This is a genomic window from Planococcus antarcticus DSM 14505, from assembly GCF_001687565.2.
Lineage (GTDB): Bacteria > Bacillota > Bacilli > Bacillales_A > Planococcaceae > Planococcus > Planococcus antarcticus.
In genome coordinates this window covers 2,794,507-2,813,167 of record NZ_CP016534.2, presented here as the reverse complement: position 1 = coordinate 2,813,167, position 18,661 = coordinate 2,794,507, and the positions used below count along the sequence as shown (strand labels likewise).

At 42.7% G+C, this 18,661-nt stretch carries 15 protein-coding genes; 12 read left to right on the top strand and 3 right to left on the bottom strand.

What is annotated here, in order from left to right; all coding sequences use genetic code 11:
- Positions 1 to 102 precede the first annotated feature (102 nt).
- Both BBH88_RS13960 and BBH88_RS13955 read left to right on the top strand, forming a co-directional pair.
- Positions 103 to 486, top strand: a complete 384-nt coding sequence (locus BBH88_RS13960; RefSeq protein WP_065536655.1) for a VOC family protein — start codon at positions 103 to 105, stop codon at positions 484 to 486.
- Positions 487 to 926: 440 nt separating this feature from the next.
- Positions 927 to 1,901 (top strand): N(5)-(carboxyethyl)ornithine synthase, encoded by a 975-nt coding sequence (locus BBH88_RS13955; RefSeq protein WP_083387788.1) that lies wholly within the window; start codon positions 927 to 929, stop codon positions 1,899 to 1,901.
- A 611-nt stretch (positions 1,902 to 2,512) separates the two neighbouring features.
- On the opposite strand, the gene BBH88_RS13950 is transcribed toward BBH88_RS13955, so the two are convergent.
- The gene (locus BBH88_RS13950) at positions 2,513 to 3,277 is read right to left on the bottom strand and encodes an SGNH/GDSL hydrolase family protein (RefSeq protein WP_006830492.1); all 765 of its coding nucleotides are present in this window, start codon (positions 3,275 to 3,277) and stop codon (positions 2,513 to 2,515) included.
- 194 nt (positions 3,278 to 3,471) lie between these two features.
- Between BBH88_RS13950 and BBH88_RS13945 the strand changes: the two genes are divergently transcribed.
- Both BBH88_RS13945 and BBH88_RS13940 read left to right on the top strand, forming a co-directional pair.
- Positions 3,472 to 3,843 carry a helix-turn-helix domain-containing protein gene (locus BBH88_RS13945; protein WP_006830493.1) on the top strand — a complete coding sequence of 124 codons (372 nt, stop codon included), beginning with the start codon at positions 3,472 to 3,474 and terminating at the stop codon, positions 3,841 to 3,843.
- A 203-nt stretch (positions 3,844 to 4,046) separates the two neighbouring features.
- A complete protein-coding gene (locus tag BBH88_RS13940) occupies positions 4,047 to 5,240 on the top strand; it encodes a cation:proton antiporter (protein ID WP_065536657.1) in 1,194 nt (397 codons plus the stop codon).
- Between the two features lie 45 nt (positions 5,241 to 5,285).
- On the opposite strand, the gene BBH88_RS13935 is transcribed toward BBH88_RS13940, so the two are convergent.
- Positions 5,286 to 7,514 (bottom strand): bifunctional diguanylate cyclase/phosphodiesterase, encoded by a 2,229-nt coding sequence (locus BBH88_RS13935; protein ID WP_006830495.1) that lies wholly within the window; start codon positions 7,512 to 7,514, stop codon positions 5,286 to 5,288.
- Positions 7,515 to 7,974: 460 nt separating this feature from the next.
- Between BBH88_RS13935 and galU the strand changes: the two genes are divergently transcribed.
- A complete protein-coding gene (gene galU, locus BBH88_RS13930; RefSeq protein WP_006830496.1) occupies positions 7,975 to 8,856 on the top strand; it encodes a UTP--glucose-1-phosphate uridylyltransferase GalU in 882 nt (293 codons plus the stop codon).
- 219 nt (positions 8,857 to 9,075) lie between these two features.
- Positions 9,076 to 11,193, top strand: a complete 2,118-nt coding sequence (locus tag BBH88_RS13925) for an LTA synthase family protein (RefSeq protein ID WP_006830497.1) — start codon at positions 9,076 to 9,078, stop codon at positions 11,191 to 11,193.
- 32 nt (positions 11,194 to 11,225) lie between these two features.
- On the opposite strand, the gene BBH88_RS13920 is transcribed toward BBH88_RS13925, so the two are convergent.
- Positions 11,226 to 12,371 (bottom strand): stalk domain-containing protein, encoded by a 1,146-nt coding sequence (locus tag BBH88_RS13920; protein WP_169823201.1) that lies wholly within the window; start codon positions 12,369 to 12,371, stop codon positions 11,226 to 11,228.
- A gap of 290 nt (positions 12,372 to 12,661) precedes the next feature.
- Between BBH88_RS13920 and BBH88_RS13915 the strand changes: the two genes are divergently transcribed.
- From BBH88_RS13915 to galE, 6 genes are all read left to right on the top strand, one after another.
- The gene (locus BBH88_RS13915) at positions 12,662 to 13,654 is read left to right on the top strand and encodes a lipid II:glycine glycyltransferase FemX (RefSeq protein WP_065536658.1); all 993 of its coding nucleotides are present in this window, start codon (positions 12,662 to 12,664) and stop codon (positions 13,652 to 13,654) included.
- Between the two features lie 187 nt (positions 13,655 to 13,841).
- Complete coding sequence (locus BBH88_RS13910; protein ID WP_065537365.1) at positions 13,842 to 14,861, top strand: GNAT family N-acetyltransferase; 1,020 nt, start codon at positions 13,842 to 13,844, stop codon at positions 14,859 to 14,861.
- A 208-nt stretch (positions 14,862 to 15,069) separates the two neighbouring features.
- The gene (locus tag BBH88_RS13905) at positions 15,070 to 15,543 is read left to right on the top strand and encodes a VanZ family protein (RefSeq protein WP_065536659.1); all 474 of its coding nucleotides are present in this window, start codon (positions 15,070 to 15,072) and stop codon (positions 15,541 to 15,543) included.
- 192 nt (positions 15,544 to 15,735) lie between these two features.
- Positions 15,736 to 15,969, top strand: coding sequence for a hypothetical protein (locus BBH88_RS13900; RefSeq protein ID WP_006830502.1), 234 nt, complete (start codon positions 15,736 to 15,738; stop codon positions 15,967 to 15,969).
- Positions 15,970 to 16,104: 135 nt separating this feature from the next.
- Positions 16,105 to 17,232 carry a right-handed parallel beta-helix repeat-containing protein gene (locus BBH88_RS13895; protein ID WP_006830503.1) on the top strand — a complete coding sequence of 376 codons (1,128 nt, stop codon included), beginning with the start codon at positions 16,105 to 16,107 and terminating at the stop codon, positions 17,230 to 17,232.
- Between the two features lie 294 nt (positions 17,233 to 17,526).
- Positions 17,527 to 18,492: a UDP-glucose 4-epimerase GalE gene (gene galE, locus BBH88_RS13890; protein ID WP_065536660.1), complete on the top strand. Its 966-nt coding sequence runs from the start codon at positions 17,527 to 17,529 to the stop codon at positions 18,490 to 18,492.
- Positions 18,493 to 18,661 lie beyond the last annotated feature (169 nt).

Below are 18,661 nucleotides of genomic sequence, written 5' to 3'. Positions count from 1 at the left end.
CCTGAATCAGACGGGTTTTCGGGACGCTTTTTTTTGTATTTAAAGGGTTTTGAAAAATTTGTAGCGAATCATGTTGGAAATGAATAAAAGGGAGGGTTTCCAATGACCGAAGAAAGCAAGGGACAGCCTGGCTCCATCTTTTCGGCAGATTTGACCGTTCATCATGCAAAAGGAGTTCGCGATTTTTATAAGGAAGAGATCGGCTGGCAGCATAGTGATTTCCAGATGGGGGAATATGCTGATTACATGATGAATACGCCTGACGGCAAACCGGTGGCCGGCATTTGCCATCAGGTGGGCGTCAATGCAGGATTGCCTCAGCTGTGGATTGTCTATTTTGCTGTTGCGGACCTGAAGCAAAGCCTCGAAATGTGCCGAAATCACGGTGGCATCGTTCATCGCCAACCGGAAGGCGCCATTACTTCTGGAAGCTACGCCATTATTGAATACCCCGCCGGTGCTTTTTGTGGGATAAGTCAGATTTGAGAAAGATGCACAAGAGAAAAAATGGAAAGTGCAAAACTGCGCTTTCCTTATTTTGTGTATCCAGCACTTGTAGAAACACTTTAGCAGAAAAACCTGTCTAGTATTTCAGAATGATTACCAAAATTTGTACTAGACTAAAAATACCAGACTGAAATCAAAATTTTGTCTGTGAATCCGTGAGTTTGCTACTTACAAAAGCCTTCTCAATAAAGCTGTGAAACGTATGTGAACGCTTCCTTTTTTTATTTAAAATACCTAATACAAAATACATATATTGCTTCCGATATATGTTATGATTCAAAATAGATCAGCTATACGGAAACGATATTAATATATTAACTCGCTCGGCAATTTCTGAGGGTTGTCCGGTCTATTCTGTATGAAATGTCTATTATCAGCCGATCAGGATTTAACAACATTCATTAATTGGAGGTTTTATTATTTTCACAATAGGATTTGTCATCAGCCATAAAAACAATGAAAAAAGAAGAGCGCTTTTGCCGAAGGACATGCCGAACATCAAGAACATCGAGCAGTTGTACTTTGAAGTCGGCTACGGCGAAGCGCTTGGTTTTTCGGATGCCGAATATGAGGTTTCCGGTGCTCAATTTGTTTCGCGCGAAGAGGTACTGCAATGTGATGCGATTGTCGATGTGAAACTGGGTAATGCGGATTACTTTGATCAATTGACGCCTGGGAAATTATTGATTGGTTGGGCTCACGCGGTTCAAGATATCGAATTTACCGACTCAGTACTTGCTGGAGACCACACAGTGGTTGCCTGGGAAGAAATGTTCGAAGACGGCCGTTACATCTTCTACCGCAACCGGGAAGTTGCCGGGGAAGCTGCGATCATCCAAGCTTATCAGTATTGCGGCAAAATGCCATACGAAACAAAAGTGGCAGTTCTTGGCAATGGCCACACGACCAAAGGGGTGCTCCGCATCCTTCACGGTTTAGGCGCTGATGTTGACGTTTACGGCCGCAAGCTGGAATCTTTGTTCATGAAAAACATGGGCAATTACGATGTTTTGGTCAACTGTGTAATGTGGGACACTACCCGCACAGACCGCATCATCTACAAAGAAGATTTGAAACGTTTAAAAAAAGGCGCGATGATCGTCGACGTCAGCTGTGATCCAAACATGGAGATCGAGACGTCCCGTCCATCGACCATCGATGATCCCGTCTATACAGTGGATGGCATCATCCATTACACGGTCGACAACACACCGGCCATGTTCCCTCACACCGTCACGAAAGTACTGAGCGAAGGATTTTCGCCGATGGTTGATAACTTTGTCGAAGGCAATTGGACAGACATGATCCGCCATTCCACGGTCATTGAAAACGGCCGTATCATCGATCACCATATTAAAGAGTTTAGAGAAGCCAGAAACTTGTTGGTTAAGTAATCAAAAAGAGTCTCCTCCAGTGAAATCAATGATTTCGCCGGGGAGACTCTTTTTTTATAAGTTGAACTAAAGAAATCGCTCCAGGCGGACACTTTGTGCCCACAGGATGTGGGTCATGCAACTAGCGCGACAGGACGTCACCCCAGCCTCCTCGCCGCAAGCTCCTGCGGGATTTCCTGGATGTCGCTTTGCTGCCCCAGCAGGAAAGTCAATGAACGAAAGGAGTTCAGGCAATGGCTTTGCGACGAAGCTAGCGCAGTGATGCAGGAGCACATCTTTGCCCTTCGCCTTCTCACACTCTTTCTTCTAAGTATCCTTAAGGAACAAATCATCCGGATACGGAGCAAGCCAACGGAGACTCTTATGAGAGCAGCGTAAGTGACACGGAAGGCAGCCCTAGTTCGTTCGGCGCAAGCTCTTAGCAACTGGTTTACGGAATATCTATAGCAGAATCGTTGCTATTATAAATAATTGATACAGCATCCATAATAATGGATGCTGTTAATATTCCGAGAACCAGCTACGCGTCTACATGCGGAGCGAGGCCAAGCCCAAAGTGACTAAAGTGATGTGCAAAAGGTAGTTCTTAGTTCAACCTATCTAGAAACCAATTATTGATCAATCAGCTCCATTGTAAAATACACCTTGAATTTATCGAACAGGTAAGCCTGTCCTTTGGTGTTCGGATACAGTGCATTCTGCATCACGCTACTTTGGGAAAATTCTTTGGCATGCACTTCATCGGACATGACCTGATAGAAATCAAAAAAGTGAACGCTTTTTTCTGCTGCTAGCTCGCGGCTTGCCCGCATGTAGGACAGCATTTTTATGTTTTCTTTGATCGAAGTTGTCGGGTTCGGCGTCCGGATCAGCACTTCGGTATCGCCGGAAATGGTAATTTCATCTACTATCAATTGGTAATTTTTTTTATATTCCTCAACTGGAATTTTCCAGTTGCCGAGTGCGTCATTCAACCCAGCAGAAATCACCACCAAATCAGGAGCTTGGTTCAGGACATCACTAGCCACCCGGTCCTTCATGTGAGAAACGGTATTGGCATTCATGCCTGCGTTAACAACCTTGACTTGGTCGGGGTATTTGTCGTCAAACCAGTTGGCCAGTAGCGCTACATGATTTGGATTGCCGTCTGGTAGAGAATCAGCAGACGTTACATAATCGCCAAGAAAAACGATGGTAACCTGATCTCCGGCCGCCAACTTTTCAGAAAACGTCACGGGTTCGGCCTGCTGTTCTTCCGTCTCGGGCAACAGCGCAGTTTTTTCTGTTATTTCAATTTTTTCAAAGTTTTTTTCGCCGATAATAATAATGAAAATGAGTACAAAAGCTAGTATGAAAATCAAAGTTTTAAGCATCATAATACCTACCCTCCATTTTAAAAGTAATTACATGTTACCATACAATTGAACGGATTTATCTAAAATTTCAGAATTTTTATGAGTATTCAGCACTAACTGCATCCTGACAGACTTCTTCCGGGTTTTAAAACAGTTATGTATGGGAATAATACAATAATTATATAGCTGCCACGGAAGTAAAGGAGGCGCTTGAAGTGAAGCAAATAGGAGAAAAACTAAAAGATTTGAGAGAGCAGAACCAGTTGAGTGTGGACGATTTGGCATTGGCATTGGGGTTTGCAAAAACGGTGATTTGGGGCTATGAAAGCGGCAAAAAGCAAGTGAGCGTGTCACATCTGGAATTACTGGCCGATTATTATAAAGTATCTATAGACTTTTTGCTAGGCCGAGATCAAGCTTCCAGCAAACTGGATATTGCGCAAATGGCTGATTTGAACTCTGTAATACTTGTGGTGGATGACCAGCCTGTAAACGATGAAGAACTCGCAGAAGTGACATCTTATTTACAGGTCAAGCGTCGGCTCAAAGAGGAAGGTCAACAGATTCAGAATCGAACTGCAAATTAAAAACCAGCAACTTTCAGTGATACCTTATCTTCGACTAATCGCGAACAAAACGGACAGCCTGAAAACGTTGGGCTGTCTGTTCGTTTGTGAGTGTTTTTGCTCAGTGGCTTTTGACAATATCCAAAGCCTGACTCTGTTTAAAAAAGCGTTGGAGAGGGAAAACCTCCATATTGAGTAGCTAATGCATTTTGGAGGGGATTTTAATGTCGGCAGCACTTGTGACGATTTTACTGTGCATCGGCTATTTGGTGTTTACAATTGACAAAAAACAAGAGAATTTCCCTGTGCCGGTCGTGCTGTTGCTGCTCGGCATCGGTTTGTCATTTGTCCCCTATTTCAATGATGTGGAAGTAACAGAAACGCTAATTTACGATGTATTTTTGCCAGGTTTGTTATTTGTTTCGGCCTATCAGTTTTCAACAGCGGCTCTTCGGAAGAATGCTAGTGTTATTGGATTACTTAGCACGGTGGGGCTCGTATTGACGATTGCGCTTGTCGGACTGGTTATTTATTGGGTCGGCGGCTGGTTCTTTTCCATCTCTTTGGCTGGGGCGTTAGTGATTGCTGCGATTCTGGCACCGACTGATTCAGCTTCGGTCGTATCAATTTTAAAAAAATCAGCACCTGATAAAAGCATAGCCGACATTGTTGATGGCGAATCCATGATCAATGACGGTACTAGCATTGTTTTGTTCACTGTCTTATCCGGCTTGTATCTTGAAACAGCATCGATTGATGTACTGCCCATTTTAGGGGAGTTCATTTATGTTTCTGCAGGCGGTGTAAGTGTTGGCCTAACAGTCGGTTGGTTATTGAGCAAAGCTGTACATATTACGCATCACCGGGATTACCAGGTCATGCTCAGCATCGTGTTGGCATATGGTGCATTCCAGTTGGCTGAAAGCTTTGGATTCTCCGGTGTTTTGGCGACGGTGTCAGCAGGCATCATGCTGTCATGGGAATTTTCCCATGCCAATAAAGAAGACCATTACCGGGAGTCATTGTCGGGGTTTTGGGGAATAGTTGAACCGTCGCTGCTGTCACTGCTATTTTTACTAATTGGCATTGAAGCGACAGAGTATCTGGAGTGGAACAATTGGATTTTAGCCATACTGATATTATTTGTCAGCATCGCTATCCGCTTCTTGGTTGTTGGGAGCACCTTCAAATTATTGGCTGGGAGAAAGCATGAAGAAATATGGAAAAAGTCACTGCTCATTTCCTGGTCAGGTATCCGTGGTTCGATGTCGGTGTTCCTATTGCTGCAGTTGGGAGTGATGGCGGAAGGAGACGCAGCAAACGAACTGATTTCTCTCAGCTTTTCCGTGGTGATCTTGTCGCTTATTATTCAGAGTCTTGGCATCCACCCACTTTCAAAACTATTGGAAAGTAAATAATAATGCCCGTGCTGGAAGATAAGCTTTCCGGCACGGGCATTTGTGTTAAGTGTTCATATATAATTCTTCAATTTTCTCAGGAAGCAGAGGTTTTTGGAAATAATAGCCTTGGGCTTGGTTACATCGCTTGTTTTTCAGGAATGCCAATTGTTCCAGCGTTTCCACGCCTTCCGCGATGACGTTCAACTCTAGGTTATGAGCCATCTGAATGATGGTAGCCACTAACGCTGCATCCTTAGGATCGTTGTGGATGTTACGTGTGAAATGTTGATCGATTTTTAAGGTATCAACAGGGAATAATTTTAAGTAGCTCAGTGAAGAATAACCGGTGCCGAAATCATCAATCGATAAATGAATGCCCATCGTTTTTAGTTCCTGCATTTTTGAAATGGCAGAAGTGGCCCCTTGGATGATACTTTCCGTCAATTCCAGCTCGAGAAAATGAGGTGCCAATCCGGCATCTTCTAATGCGGAAGTTACTACCGTTGCTATATTGCCCTGCGAAAATTGCTTTGCTGAAATATTGACGGCCACACGGAATGGCGCCATTCCGCTATCCTGCCAATCTTTGTTCTGCTGACAGGCAGTCCGGAGAACAAATTCACCGATGTGGATAATCATGCCATTTTCTTCTGCAATTGGAATAAACTCAGCTGGTGAAATAGATCCTAATTTAGGATGGTGCCAGCGAACCAATGCTTCAACACCAATAATGTTTTCAGTTTCGATATCGATTTGCGGCTGGTAATGAACCGTGAATTCACCAAGTTTCAGTCCTTTGCGGATGCTCATGGCAATGGTTGATTTTCGGGATACCAACTCGTTCATTTCGGAAGTAAAGAATTGGAAATGATTTTTTCCTTCCTCTTTTACCCGGTACATCGCAATGTCGGCATTTTTTACCAGCATTTCAGAATCTTTACCATCAGCCGGATAGAGGCTGACACCAATCGAAGGTGTGGTGAAAACTGATTCGTTATTTAATAGGAAGGGGTCGTTCAGAACTTCTATAATTTTTTGCGCTATTGCTCCCGCTTTTGTGTAATCGGCGCTCGGCAGCAGTAGGATGAATTCATCGCCGCCAAGGCGCGCGAGCGTATCGGTTTTAGTGATGCAAGATTTGATGCGGTCAGCCACTTCCATCAATAGCTGGTCGCCGGTAGTATGGCCGTATGTGTCATTGACTAGCTTGAATTGGTCGAGATCAAGGTATAGTACCGTCAAAACCAAGCCGTTTTCCAATGCTTGACCAATAGTGGATTCGAGCCGGTCGTTAAACAAACGGCGGTTTGGCAGTCCTGTCAGCGAATCCAAGTAAACAAGATTGCTGATTTTCTCTTCGGTTGCTCTACGATCGGTGATATCCCGAATGATCAGGCTGTAATAGCCGCCTTTGGCCGTGTCCCAATATCCAGTGGATAATTCAACTGGAAATTGACGACCATCTTTTTTTAATCCCATGACTTCAATGGTCTTTCCGCTGACATCAGTAGTGGTAGTCGACAGGTTCAGCTCTTGATAAGCTTTAGAAAAGATCAACTGGACATCCTGATGAGTGATTTCATCTTTGCTATAGCCGAAAAGACATTCAGCACCATAATTCCACTGCATGACGAATCCTTTCGCGTCCGTGACCACGATGCCATCAGTAGCGGATTCGATGACAGACAGGAATTGGCGATCGTATTCATCGGACAAGGATTTCACTTTGGTCTCACTGCGGATGCTCAAGATGGCAATCATCAAAATCAGCGCCATGCCAATGCCGACATTATAAGCGATATAGCTATTGTCTATGGAATTGGTTACGGCTGTGTGATGATTGGGTAATTCAAATGAAGCAGCTGCCATGCCGATATAATGCATACCCGAAACGCCGAGCGCCATCAATGCGGCACTGGCCCCTTTCAACCAGAAAAAACCTAAGCGGCTCCGCGAATAGTGCAGCAGGAACATTGCCAGCAGAGAAGCGGCCAAAGCGACCACGACAGATAAAGTCCATAGCAGCGGATCGTATTGTATGGTCGCCTGCATCTGCATTGCGGCCATACCGGTATAGTGCATTGCGACAATGCCTGTAGTAATTAGAACCGCACCAGCTAAAACCTGGGTTTTACCGACTTGTGGCCTACCGGTTATGGCAAAGGCTATCCCGCTCGCGAGCACTGCAGGGAAGATTGAGGCGACGACTAATGGTGTATTGTACGTCACTTCCATGGACAAATGGGAAGCAAGCATGCCGATAAAATGCACCGACCAGATGCCAAGTCCCATAACGAGGGCTCCTAGGAGTATCCACTTTGTACGTGCTTTACCGACTGTAGCAAACAACATCCCGCTAATATTTAAAGCGATAAAAGCGGAGACGAGAACTACGACAATTGACAGAAGAATTAGCACAGGATCGTAAGATAATGGTAAAACGTTCAATTAATTTGCACATCCTTCATAGAATACGGAATGAAAAGAGGTAATAAAATATAAGAAATAGAAAATATTGAATATAAATGTAGACATATGATTCATTAATTCTAGCACCTTAATAGAAGTTTGTTAATAGTTTTAAATTTCTGTTAACATGAGAGTGTCTATTAGCCCATTTTATTATATAATAAGGGTGTGTAATCTTTTTTGGAATCTGGAAAAAGGATTTTTTCTCGGATTATCTTTATCCTGCAAAACTGTTAGTATTAAACAATACGCATATAGAAAATAAGAAGAAGAAGGTGAAGAGATGCAAGTCAAAAAAGCGATAATCCCGGCTGCAGGTCTTGGAACGCGATTCCTGCCAGCTACCAAAGCGATGCCAAAAGAAATGCTGCCCATCGTTGATAAGCCGACGATTCAATACATAGTCGAGGAGGCAATCGCTTCTGGCATTGAAGACATCATCATCGTAACTGGTAAAGGCAAACGTGCCATTGAAGATCATTTTGATCACGCTTTTGAGTTGGAAGATACTTTACTGAAAAAAGGGAAAATCGATATGTTGGATTCAGTCCTAGAAACATCCAATGTGGAAATTCATTATATCCGACAAAAAGAACCGCTTGGTCTTGGCCATGCGATTTGGTCAGCACGTCGTTTTATCGGCAACGAACCGTTTGCCGTGCTGCTTGGCGATGACATTGTGGAAAATGAAGAGCCTTGTTTGGCACAGCTAATGAAGCAAAACGAGTTGACCGGTAAAAGTGTCATCGGCGTCCAGCAAGTACCGGAAGATGAAACCCATCGCTATGGCATCATTGACCCAGTTTCCATTGATGATAAATTGATTAAAGTCAAAAAGTTTGTCGAGAAGCCTGAAGCAGGAACAGCTCCATCCAATTATGCCATTATGGGACGTTATATCCTGACACCAGAAATTTTCGAGTTTTTAGGCCAGCATCAACTTGGTGCAGGCGGCGAAATTCAATTGACGGATGCTATCCAAATGCTGAACGAAGTTCAATCTGTCTACGCCTATGAATTCGAAGGGCATCGCTTTGATGTTGGAGAGAAATTCGGATTTATCGAGACGACTATCGAGTTTGCTTTGAAACGCCCTGAGTTGAGAGATCGGCTGCTGAAGCTTTTTGAGGAAAAGTTGAAAGAGTCATATATCAAGGAAAAGTGATTGCTTGTATTCCAAAGATCAGACCGCTTCAGCCAATTAGGCGAAGCGGTTTTTCAATTTCTAGTAGTTTATCAGAACAGGCAAATAATGATACACTGTATAGGTTAAACTTCTGGATTGGCTTTCTAATAAGAAAAGCGTGCTTCAGTTTGATGCTTTCGAGGCCGCATAATCGACATCAAATTATGCAATCACCAATAAAAGAAATGAGTGTTTAAGATGGACAAAAAATCGAGATTTAAAAAAATAGTGGTCGGACTGCTGACCCTTTTCTTCATGATTGGCTTGCCGCTCGTGACGCTTTATGTCAGCGAACAGCTTGTCCGTGAAGTGCTGACCCTTCCACTGAGGGAATGGGTGACAGAATTTCCGGAACGCTTTACGGTCAATGCACTGCTGCTGATTGCAGTATTCAATCTGCTCTACATCCTGCCAAGAAAATGGTTTATGTTTACTAGTTTGCTAGTGAGCGGTATATTGATCGTCTTCGCTTATGCCAATAAGGTTAAAATGGAACTGCGCAGTTCTCCGATTTCAGTAGGGGATTTTGCCTTGCTGAAGGAACTGGGCGGGCTGGAGCAGCCGATTGTCATAAATACCGCATTGCTGGTTGGCATCGGTTTGGGTTTTATTGTGCTGACAGTTGTCATTTTCATCGGTATACCGAAGCTGAAGGAAAACTGGATCGCTAAAATCAGTGTTTTCCTCATTTCTGGATTGTTCTTGGGAATGCTGTGGACGGATAAGCCTGTTTCTCCAATGGATGAAGCGCAATTTGAAAACACATGGTGGAAGTTGGAGCTGGCGCTGATACGCAATGGCGTCTTTGGAAATTTCGTTATGCTTGCCAAGCAATCCAATATCGAACCGCCCGAAGGGTTTTCAGCCAAGACTATGAAGACTATTGCAGGAGAATACCAGCCGACTGAGGATACGGATGAAGAAAAGCCAAATGTTATATTTCTGATGAGCGAATCGTTCATCGATCCTTATTCATTCGGCGAGCAGCATTTTGCCAAAGATCCAATCCCCAATTTCCGGCGGTTGTTCGGAGAATCACTGCACGGGGGAATGTATTCATCAGAATTTGGTGGAGGCACGGCCAATGTGGAATTTGAAGCCTTGACCGGTTTCAGCATGCAGTTTATGCCGGCTAATTTTGTGCCGTATCAATTGTATGTCACTCAGCCTTTGCCGTCGGCGGCTTATGCTTTCAGAGAAGCGGATTACGACACCACGGCAATTCACTCCTATTACGGTTGGTTTTACCAGCGCGAATCGGTTTATCGCCAATTAGGATTTAACCGCTTTATCTCTGGAGAGTTTATGGATTTGGATTATTCCAATGATGCTGGAAAAGGTTTTCCAAAAGATAAACATATAACCGATTCTGTCATTGCCACTTTGGATAAAACAGATGGGCTAGATTTTATTCACGCAGTATCGGCTGAAGGACATATGCCGTACCACCAGACCAAGCAATCAGAGTTCCTGAATACAGGCACGCTGCCCGATGATACCCGGCAGTATTTGAATAACTTCACAGAAAAAATGCATAGCGTCGATGCAGAGCTCGGCCGGATGGTGGAGCTAATTGAAGCGCGTGACGAACCCACAATTCTGGTGTTTTTCGGTGACCATTATCCGTCCTTCCCAGACAACGATGCGGTGTATGGTGCTAGCGGAACTCAAGTGGCCAACGACCTGCTGGGAGATTACGATGATTTTGTCGCTACTCATAAAATGCCTTACTTCATCTGGAAATCTGATGACAATCAACCCGCTGAGCTGGATTTGACCCCCAATCAGTTAGGGGCAGTGGCGCTTGATATGGCAGGAGTCCAGGGCAATGCAGTAACGGCCATTCTCGATGACATGCGGGAGCAGGGGGATGCGGTGATTCCGTATAATCAGTGGCGAGCGCAAATGGGCGAGCAGACACAAGAAATGAAAGACCTGCAAATGGTCCAATACGATTTGCTCCACGGGAAACGCTATTCGGAATACTTGATGCCAGACCTTGTCAGAACGCCTTCTGCGGATTATCACTTGGGTCTTTATGCTGAAATGGCTGCGCAGAAAGTGATAGAAACGTCGGAGTCGTATGATCTCTATGTCGAAGGCGCACCTAAATTTTCAGAGGTTCTCGTAGATGGCGAAACGACAACTGCGGAATGGCAGACTACCAAGCAAGGTTTGGCGGTGTTTAGCATTCCAAAACAGCAAGTAGAGAAAGACGCTGAGATTCAAGTGGTCGTCTATAATTCAAGAGGAGCTGTTTTGAAGCAAACCGATGTATTTTCAATAGAAAAAACTGTGGAAATGAGCAAACAATAAAAGCAGCGGCCGCTGATTCATGGCCGCTGCTTTTATTTATGCGATTCGATTAATTTAATCAATTGGTTGCCGGAGTATGACCCATTGGCGGTGGTGCGCGTCAACTCAAAAGGAGCTGAGTTTGAAAAATTCACACCACTGCGAACAGTAAATGCCATTTTATAGCCTGCTTTTTTCGCTAAGCGGATCGTGTCAGCTGTGTAATCTCCATATGGATAGCTAAGAGCTGTGACTTTGGTGCCAACATTCTTTTCAATGGCTTTTTTTGATGCTGCTAAATCCGTATAGACACGATCTTCAAACTCTTTCTGCGTTTCTAATTTTGTGTCAATATCTATGGGGCTAGCAATCAATCCTCTACTGCGTCCCTGATAGTCCGGACGCTTCGAATGAGAATCCCAAGTATGGCTTTGAATGCTTATCGTTCCCGCCATTTCACGTGCTTGCTGCCAGGAAATCTTTTCGTATTCTCCTGCTGTGAATCCGTCATTTTCAAATATCCGGCTGGCGATAACGTAAATGCTCGCTTTCATGTCCAGCTCTTTCAGTACCGGAAAGGCTTCGGTGTAATTGCTGATATAGCCATCATCAAAAGTGATGAGTACCGGTTTTTCCGGGAGAACGGTACCCTGCTCAAGATGACTCAATAAATCATTTTCAGTAATACTTGTATACCCAGCTGATCTTAATGCCAGCATCTGTTCTTTGAAACGCACTGGATCAATGCTGACGGAATCGTTTTTTCCTGGGATCAGGATATGATACATCAAGACGGGAACTTCCACAGTTGATACTTCATTGCTCACTTGTTCGATTTTAGGGGAAGTAATGGAAATGATTTTGGCTTGGTTGTCCCACTCGACTTTAAAGCCATAATTCTCCGAAATGAATCGCAGTGGAATAAGTGTTCTGCCTTTAACGATAATTGGTGACGTATCTAGTTTTACAGTTTTGCCATTAACTGAAGCTGTATTTTTTCCGACCGACAGAATAATGACATTGGAACCTGATTTCGTCGTGACTTTTTTCGACTTGTTGTCCCATACAATTGAAACGCCTAATGCGGAAATCGTATGTCGGATTGGCACCATTGTTCGTCCATTTTGAATAATAGGCAGAACATCATATTCCACTAAATTGCCATCGGTATACACCTGAACAGAGGGACTTGTAGCCACATACCCACTGGAGAAAAAAAGGCAGAGGATTATTAAAATTAATATTCGTAAATAAAATCCATTATTTTTCATTTTACTAAATTATTAAACATATAGGTTTATCCTTTCTAGTAGTTAATTAGTCCTGTAAATCGAGTATTAAATAAAAAATAGATCTTGTCAACAAAAAAATAGGTATTTATAATTGTTTTTTATTTTTTTTAATTCTTTTGACCCCTTAAAAATGGTATGATTTTAAAAAAAGTCTGAGTTTTCTTTTTAATCTGATAATTTACGAGGAGGAACGATAAATGGCTAATGTACCAGATATTTATTTTTTACCTGAATGGGGAAAATATTTTGAAACCCAAGAAGAACAAGGGAAATGGACAATGTTCGAATTTAAGAACGATTTGGGTCATATCAATTATCAATTTATTGCAAGGCCAGTTCCTGTTGATACTGGCGCGATAACCTATTACGATATCATCACGCCTTATGGATTTAGCGGCCCAATCGTACTAGAGTGCCAGGAAGGGAAGCGCCAAGAATTGGTAGCGGAATACGACAGTGCATTCCAACAGTATTGTGAGGAAAACAACATTGTCACTGAATACGTTAGGTTCAATCCGTGGATTCAAAACGTTAAGAATTTCGAACACCTTTACAGTTTTCGAAATAATGGCGATATGATTTATATTGATTTGACGGTTGAAGATTTTTTTATGGATGAGTTTTCACCAAAATCACGAACCCAAGTGAGAAAAGCACAAAAAAATAATGTAGAGATTGAGTTGGACTTTACAGGGGAGACAGTTGGTGAATTTCATCGACTGTATGACATCACGGCGAAAAGAAATGGAATAAACAATGACTATTACTTGTTTTCCGAGGAGTTTTTTCAGAAATCCTTTGAAATCTTTAAAGGCAAGCAGTTCTTGCTGAATGCAAAATATGAAGGAGAATATATTTCTTCTTCTCTTATCCTGCATTATGGAGACTATATGCACTCTCATTTGACTGCGAATGATCCAGACTATTTTCATTTGGCAGCAAATAGTTTGATTCAATATGAAGCATGCCGATGGGGAATTGAGAATAACAAAAAAGAGTTTCAACTGGGTGGGACGGCTCCATACGAAAACTTGCATCGATTTAAAAAAGGATTTACCAAGACCAAAGCCTTGGATTTGGTAATTGGTAAGAAAATACGTCTCCAGAAAACATATGACCAACTCGTCGATCGCAAAATGGAAAATGGAGGTATAAAAGTGATGGGCTATTTTCCGCTATATCGAGGATAGAGAGGATGTCTTTCATTAGTTCGAATTAAATAGAATTATCAAAAAAATCTGTATTTTTGATGGATAAATTGTAGGGGTATGTTAAACTATCTAAATAAAGAGCGGAAATTGTAAACAGATGGTAATTTTCACTCGATTAGCTGTCTTTGCTTACAAAAAAGCTTTGGCAGAAGGAGGCAGATTCAAGGTGAGTGACATCTATTTTGAACGGGATTACGGACGTTTGTATGAACAAATTGAACAGGGAATATGTGAGGTTTTTGAGTTCGAGCATCCCTTGGGGAAAGTCAGGCATTTGTTTATTAAACGCCCTATTCCTGTGTGCATCAACGAAGAGTCTTATTTTGATATAAGCACACCCTACGGCTATGGGGGGCCACTAATCACCGAATGCCAAGAAACACACAAATGCCAGGTGGTCCAAGCTTTCCACGATAAGTTTGAGGTATATTGCCAAAAAGAGAATATTGTCTGTGAGTTTGTCCGTTTTCATCCCTTATTCACGAATGCCCAGGACTTCCAAAACTGCTACGAATTGACGTTTCGCCGCTATACAACAGGAACCAATTTAAAGGATTACGAAAACCCTGTGAAATCGGAGTTTTCTAAGTCAAAGCAAAAAAGCATCCGCAAAGCACTCGATGCCGGTGTTGAATATCGCGTGACAAAAAATCCGGCTAGCCTGGAAGCATTCAAGCAGATTTATTACTCAACCATGAAAAGAAAGAGTGCCGCGGCCATCTACTATTTCACTGACGCTTATTTTGAAGAGCTTTTAAAGTCGTTTGGCAAGAACATCCTCTTGTCGGAAGTGCTTTATGAGGGAAAAGTAATTGCGATGGGACTGAACCTGGTTTACGACAAAATCATCCACATTCATTTGTCTGGAACCTTAGAGGAATACCACCGGCTATCAGCGTCTTTCGTTATGCGGTATTCGCTCGTAGAGTGGGGGAAAGAACATGGAATGGATCTGATTCACGAAGGTGGAGGTGTCACAAGTGAGATAGACGATCCCTTGTACCTTTTTAAAAAGCAGTTCGGCAAAAATACAGAGTTCGAGTATTACGTCAGCCGTAAAATATGGAACCGCAAGATTTACTGTTTGCTATGCAAAACGGTCGGAGTCGAAAACGAGAGCGACTCATTTCCTGCATACCGGTCTCTTGCAGCAGTGCGTGAACAGTTGAGCATTACCAATCGTTAAATTTTGGAAAAGGAAAGTCTGCCGATTTACGCAGACTTTTTTTATTTTTACTGATAAAGTCTGAAAAGCAAGTTCATATGCTGGAAGCTTGCTTTGCTTATCTGGCAGAAAGGAGAAGCGAGCGAAAAGCTAGCTTTCGCTTTTTGTGTCAGGTGATATAATGTAGTTTACGGATAACATCTGATTTTAATGGTAAAGGATTTGTCATATGACAGCATATAAAAGTATTTCATGGATAGCGGCTATTTCTTGGATGGCTGTGATTTTTTATCTTTCTCACCAGCCAGGTTCAGCTTCAAGTGATTTGAGTTCGGGTGTCGTAGTAGCACTTTTGAACTTTGTCGAGCAAGTGGCGCCGAATTTGGAATTTGACATTGATAGCTTTCACACTTTTGTTCGGAAAAACGCTCATTTTTTTGCTTATTTCCTACTAAGCCTGCTGAGTTTCAATGCTTGGAGAAGTAGCGGTTTTCGTGGGCTGAAGCAGTTGCTGCTAGGTTTAGGCATGTGTGTTTTGTTTGCAACGACTGATGAATTCCATCAATTGTTTATCGATGGCCGGAGCGGCGAAGCCAGAGACGTTTTAATTGATAGTGCGGGCGCCAGTTTGGGCATGGTAGTTTACATCATTACAGACGAGCTGTGGAGATTGAGAGGAAAGAGTGCAGCAAACAGCAGATAAAAACAGAATAATCATAAATGAGTTGTCTAATGTAGATCAATAGACACAGTGAGTTTCAATTTACTGGTCAATATGAATCTAGTAAATACCAAAAAATTAGCGTAAACTAATATATAGTTAAATAATATTGGATATTGTAAGGAGTAGGACGTTAATGACAGCAACTGGTCTTTATAAAAAGAGGTGGATTGTATGTGGGCATTAATTGCAGGAGGTTTTATGTTCGTAACGGCCATTATTTTTTCTTTGGGTAAAGCAAGTTCAAAGAGAGAAGAGGCCGCTGACAGCCACCGCGAAGAATTGCTGGCTCGCAGCAAGGATAGTACAGCAGAAAAAAAAGTTATTGAAACTCGCCACACTCAACCGATCGAACAGCCAACATCACATAAAGAAAACAAAACACCACATCCATCGGAGCAACTCTGATGGATGTGGTGTTTTTTAGTTCTTTTTTACCAAATAAAAATTTATATTTGAATTTTCAGATATCAAACTGTTATTTTTGGCCTGTATTCTGTATGATGATTAGTAAGAGATTTCGCAACAAAGGAGGTGATTGGCATGACAGTAAAAAAAGTTGGATCTGCCCTGCTGGTACTTTTGGGAATTGTAGGATTTGGCTATTTCTTTTTGATGGTTGAAAAAATGACACAAGGAGACGATGCCGAAAGTGGTGTTGAAAGTTATAATGCTAATCTGGACGAAGCCGTCGATAAAACGGAAGAAATTCAAGCAGCCATTGACGAAACGCCAGCCGGAGGCACTCTAGAAATACCACCAGGCGTCTATAAGCTTAGCAAAAACCCTGAGCTTAAAGCAGTCACGGGATATGGGGACAGCTATTTTGCTTTGAAGATCTCAAGGCCGATCACCATTTTAATGGAAGAGGTTATATTCCAGACGGATACGGAAGAAGAATATGGAGTGTTTTGGGTCAATGAAACAGAAGATGTCCACCTTAAAGGCGGCGTTTTGATGGGGGAGCGTTTGCCAGAAGATGGCTCTTTGACTTCCCATATCGCCATTTTGTTTCTCTATACGGACAATAGCTCGATCGAAGGTACTTATATGAAGAACTATTCACAAGGTGTCCATCTTAATCATTCAGATGATAATATTGTTCGGAAAGTCACTTCGGAATTTAATTACGGATCGGGAATCATCAATTTTGATTCCAACCATAATGTCATTGATTCGTGTGTAGTGCGAAATTCTGGCGACGGTCATGTATCTTTGTATGGAGGTGGCGAAGATAATCATGTGGTCAATTGCATGGTTACGGAAGACCGGCCAGGTTATGACGATCAGCAGGGAATTACCGTAGAAAGTGAAACCAGCAGCCTGATCGAAAATAATACAGTTAGTGGATTTTATTACGGCATCGATGTTAAAAATGCTTCAGAGTCAAATATCATCGAATCGAATATTGCCTTCAACAATGAATACAACATCGCTGTAAGGGGAGGAGATGGTGGCAAAAACCTCGAACTGCCCAGCTACAACACCCAGATTCTAAACAATTTGGTCGTTGATCCGCGAGATAAATCCTCTTACGGCATTTATGTGGGGGCGGGGGATGGGCATGTCGTCATTGGCAACACCTTAAATATCGGCAACCTCATCATGCCTGAGAAGGACTTGGAAGTCTACGAAAGCCAAAACTATTTTGTACCGGAAGAAGAAGAATAGACACGTTTCCTGCTGGGGTCGTCAAAGGCTCCGTGGAAACGTTTTTTTGTTTTTTGTGAACGAGGTGCGGTCTTAACGAATTGAGGTGTGGAAATCGCCTGTTGAGGTGCGGTTTTTACCCTGCGAGGTGCGGTCTTAACAGATCCAGATGCGGTTAACGTCATATGGGGTGCGGTCGTGATCAAATAAAGTGTGGTCAGTCTATTTTATTGAAATAAATCCTCTTGAAAATTTTCTGCTAATGGTATAATCGATACCATTAGCATCTTTTATGGGCAGAGGAGGAAAAAATTTATGGCAATTTTAGTTTGCGGCGGTGCGGGGTATATCGGCAGTCACACAGTTAAGGAGCTAGTGAGTACATACGAGGTAGTGGTGTTAGACAATTTGACGACCGGTTTCGAGCATTTAATTGATGAGCGGGCGGATTTTGTGAAAGGTGACTTAGGTGACCGCGCAATTCTAGATGAAATTTTTACTACGCACAGCATAGATGCGGTCTTCCATTTCGCAGCCAATAGCTTGGTGGGCGAATCAGTTGAAAATCCGCTGAAATATTACCGCAATAATGTCAGCGCAACTTTGGTGCTGCTAGAGAAAATGATTGAGCACGGCGTCAAGCGCTTTATCTTTTCATCAACAGCTGCCACTTACGGCATACCGGATACGGACGTGATCACGGAAGAGACATCGACAAATCCAATCAATCCCTATGGCCGTTCAAAATTGATGATCGAACAGATTTTGGCTGACATTGCGTGCGTTCATGATTTCCAATATATTGTGCTTCGCTATTTCAACGCAGCGGGTGCACATGAATCGGGAGAAATCGGCGAAAGCCACGATCCCGAATCGCATTTAATCCCTATCGTTTTGCAGCATCTTATGGGCCAGCGCGATAAGATTTCAGTATTTGGGACAGACTATAACACCTCAGATGGAACTTGCGTACGGGATTACATCCATATCACGGATCTGGCACGAGCGCATATCCTGTCTTACGAAGGTATGGCCAATGGAAAAATCGCCAACAAAACCTATAATCTTGGAAACGGGGCAGGCTATTCGGTGAATGAGATCATCGATACTTGCCAACAGGTATCTGGCAAACAAGCAACCGTCGAATATGCTCCTCGCCGCGCAGGAGATCCGGCTACTTTGGTCGCATCTTCCAATAAAATTACGGATGCATTGGGCTGGACGCCCGTGTATGATTTACAGGCCATTATTGGCAGTGCGTGGGCATGGCATTCAAAATAAAAGAAAGATGAAATCCCTTGAGCAATTTGTGTGCTCAAGGGATTTTTTTCTAGCTCGTCTTGTCATTAGCTAGAATCTTTCTAAAATTGTTATTATTATATTAGGAAATTAGTAGAAACGATAATTTATTATTAAGTTTTTGTAAATTAACTATTATTTTCTAAATAAT

What these genes read in the sequence shown, in the direction of transcription:
- BBH88_RS13960 (WP_065536655.1), top strand. Translation starts at nt 103, where the DNA reads ATGACCGAAGAAAGCAAGGGACAGCCTGGCTCCATCTTTTCGGCAGAT.
- BBH88_RS13950 (WP_006830492.1), bottom strand. Translation starts at nt 3,277, where the DNA reads ATGATGCTTAAAACTTTGATTTTCATACTAGCTTTTGTACTCATTTTC.
- BBH88_RS13940 (WP_065536657.1), top strand. Translation starts at nt 4,047, where the DNA reads ATGTCGGCAGCACTTGTGACGATTTTACTGTGCATCGGCTATTTGGTG.
- BBH88_RS13935 (WP_006830495.1), bottom strand. Translation starts at nt 7,514, where the DNA reads ATGGGACTTGGCATCTGGTCGGTGCATTTTATCGGCATGCTTGCTTCC.
- galU (WP_006830496.1), top strand. Translation starts at nt 7,975, where the DNA reads ATGCAAGTCAAAAAAGCGATAATCCCGGCTGCAGGTCTTGGAACGCGA.
- BBH88_RS13925 (WP_006830497.1), top strand. Translation starts at nt 9,076, where the DNA reads ATGGACAAAAAATCGAGATTTAAAAAAATAGTGGTCGGACTGCTGACC.
- BBH88_RS13915 (WP_065536658.1), top strand. Translation starts at nt 12,662, where the DNA reads ATGGCTAATGTACCAGATATTTATTTTTTACCTGAATGGGGAAAATAT.
- BBH88_RS13905 (WP_065536659.1), top strand. Translation starts at nt 15,070, where the DNA reads ATGACAGCATATAAAAGTATTTCATGGATAGCGGCTATTTCTTGGATG.
- BBH88_RS13900 (WP_006830502.1), top strand. Translation starts at nt 15,736, where the DNA reads ATGTGGGCATTAATTGCAGGAGGTTTTATGTTCGTAACGGCCATTATT.
- BBH88_RS13895 (WP_006830503.1), top strand. Translation starts at nt 16,105, where the DNA reads ATGACAGTAAAAAAAGTTGGATCTGCCCTGCTGGTACTTTTGGGAATT.
- galE (WP_065536660.1), top strand. Translation starts at nt 17,527, where the DNA reads ATGGCAATTTTAGTTTGCGGCGGTGCGGGGTATATCGGCAGTCACACA.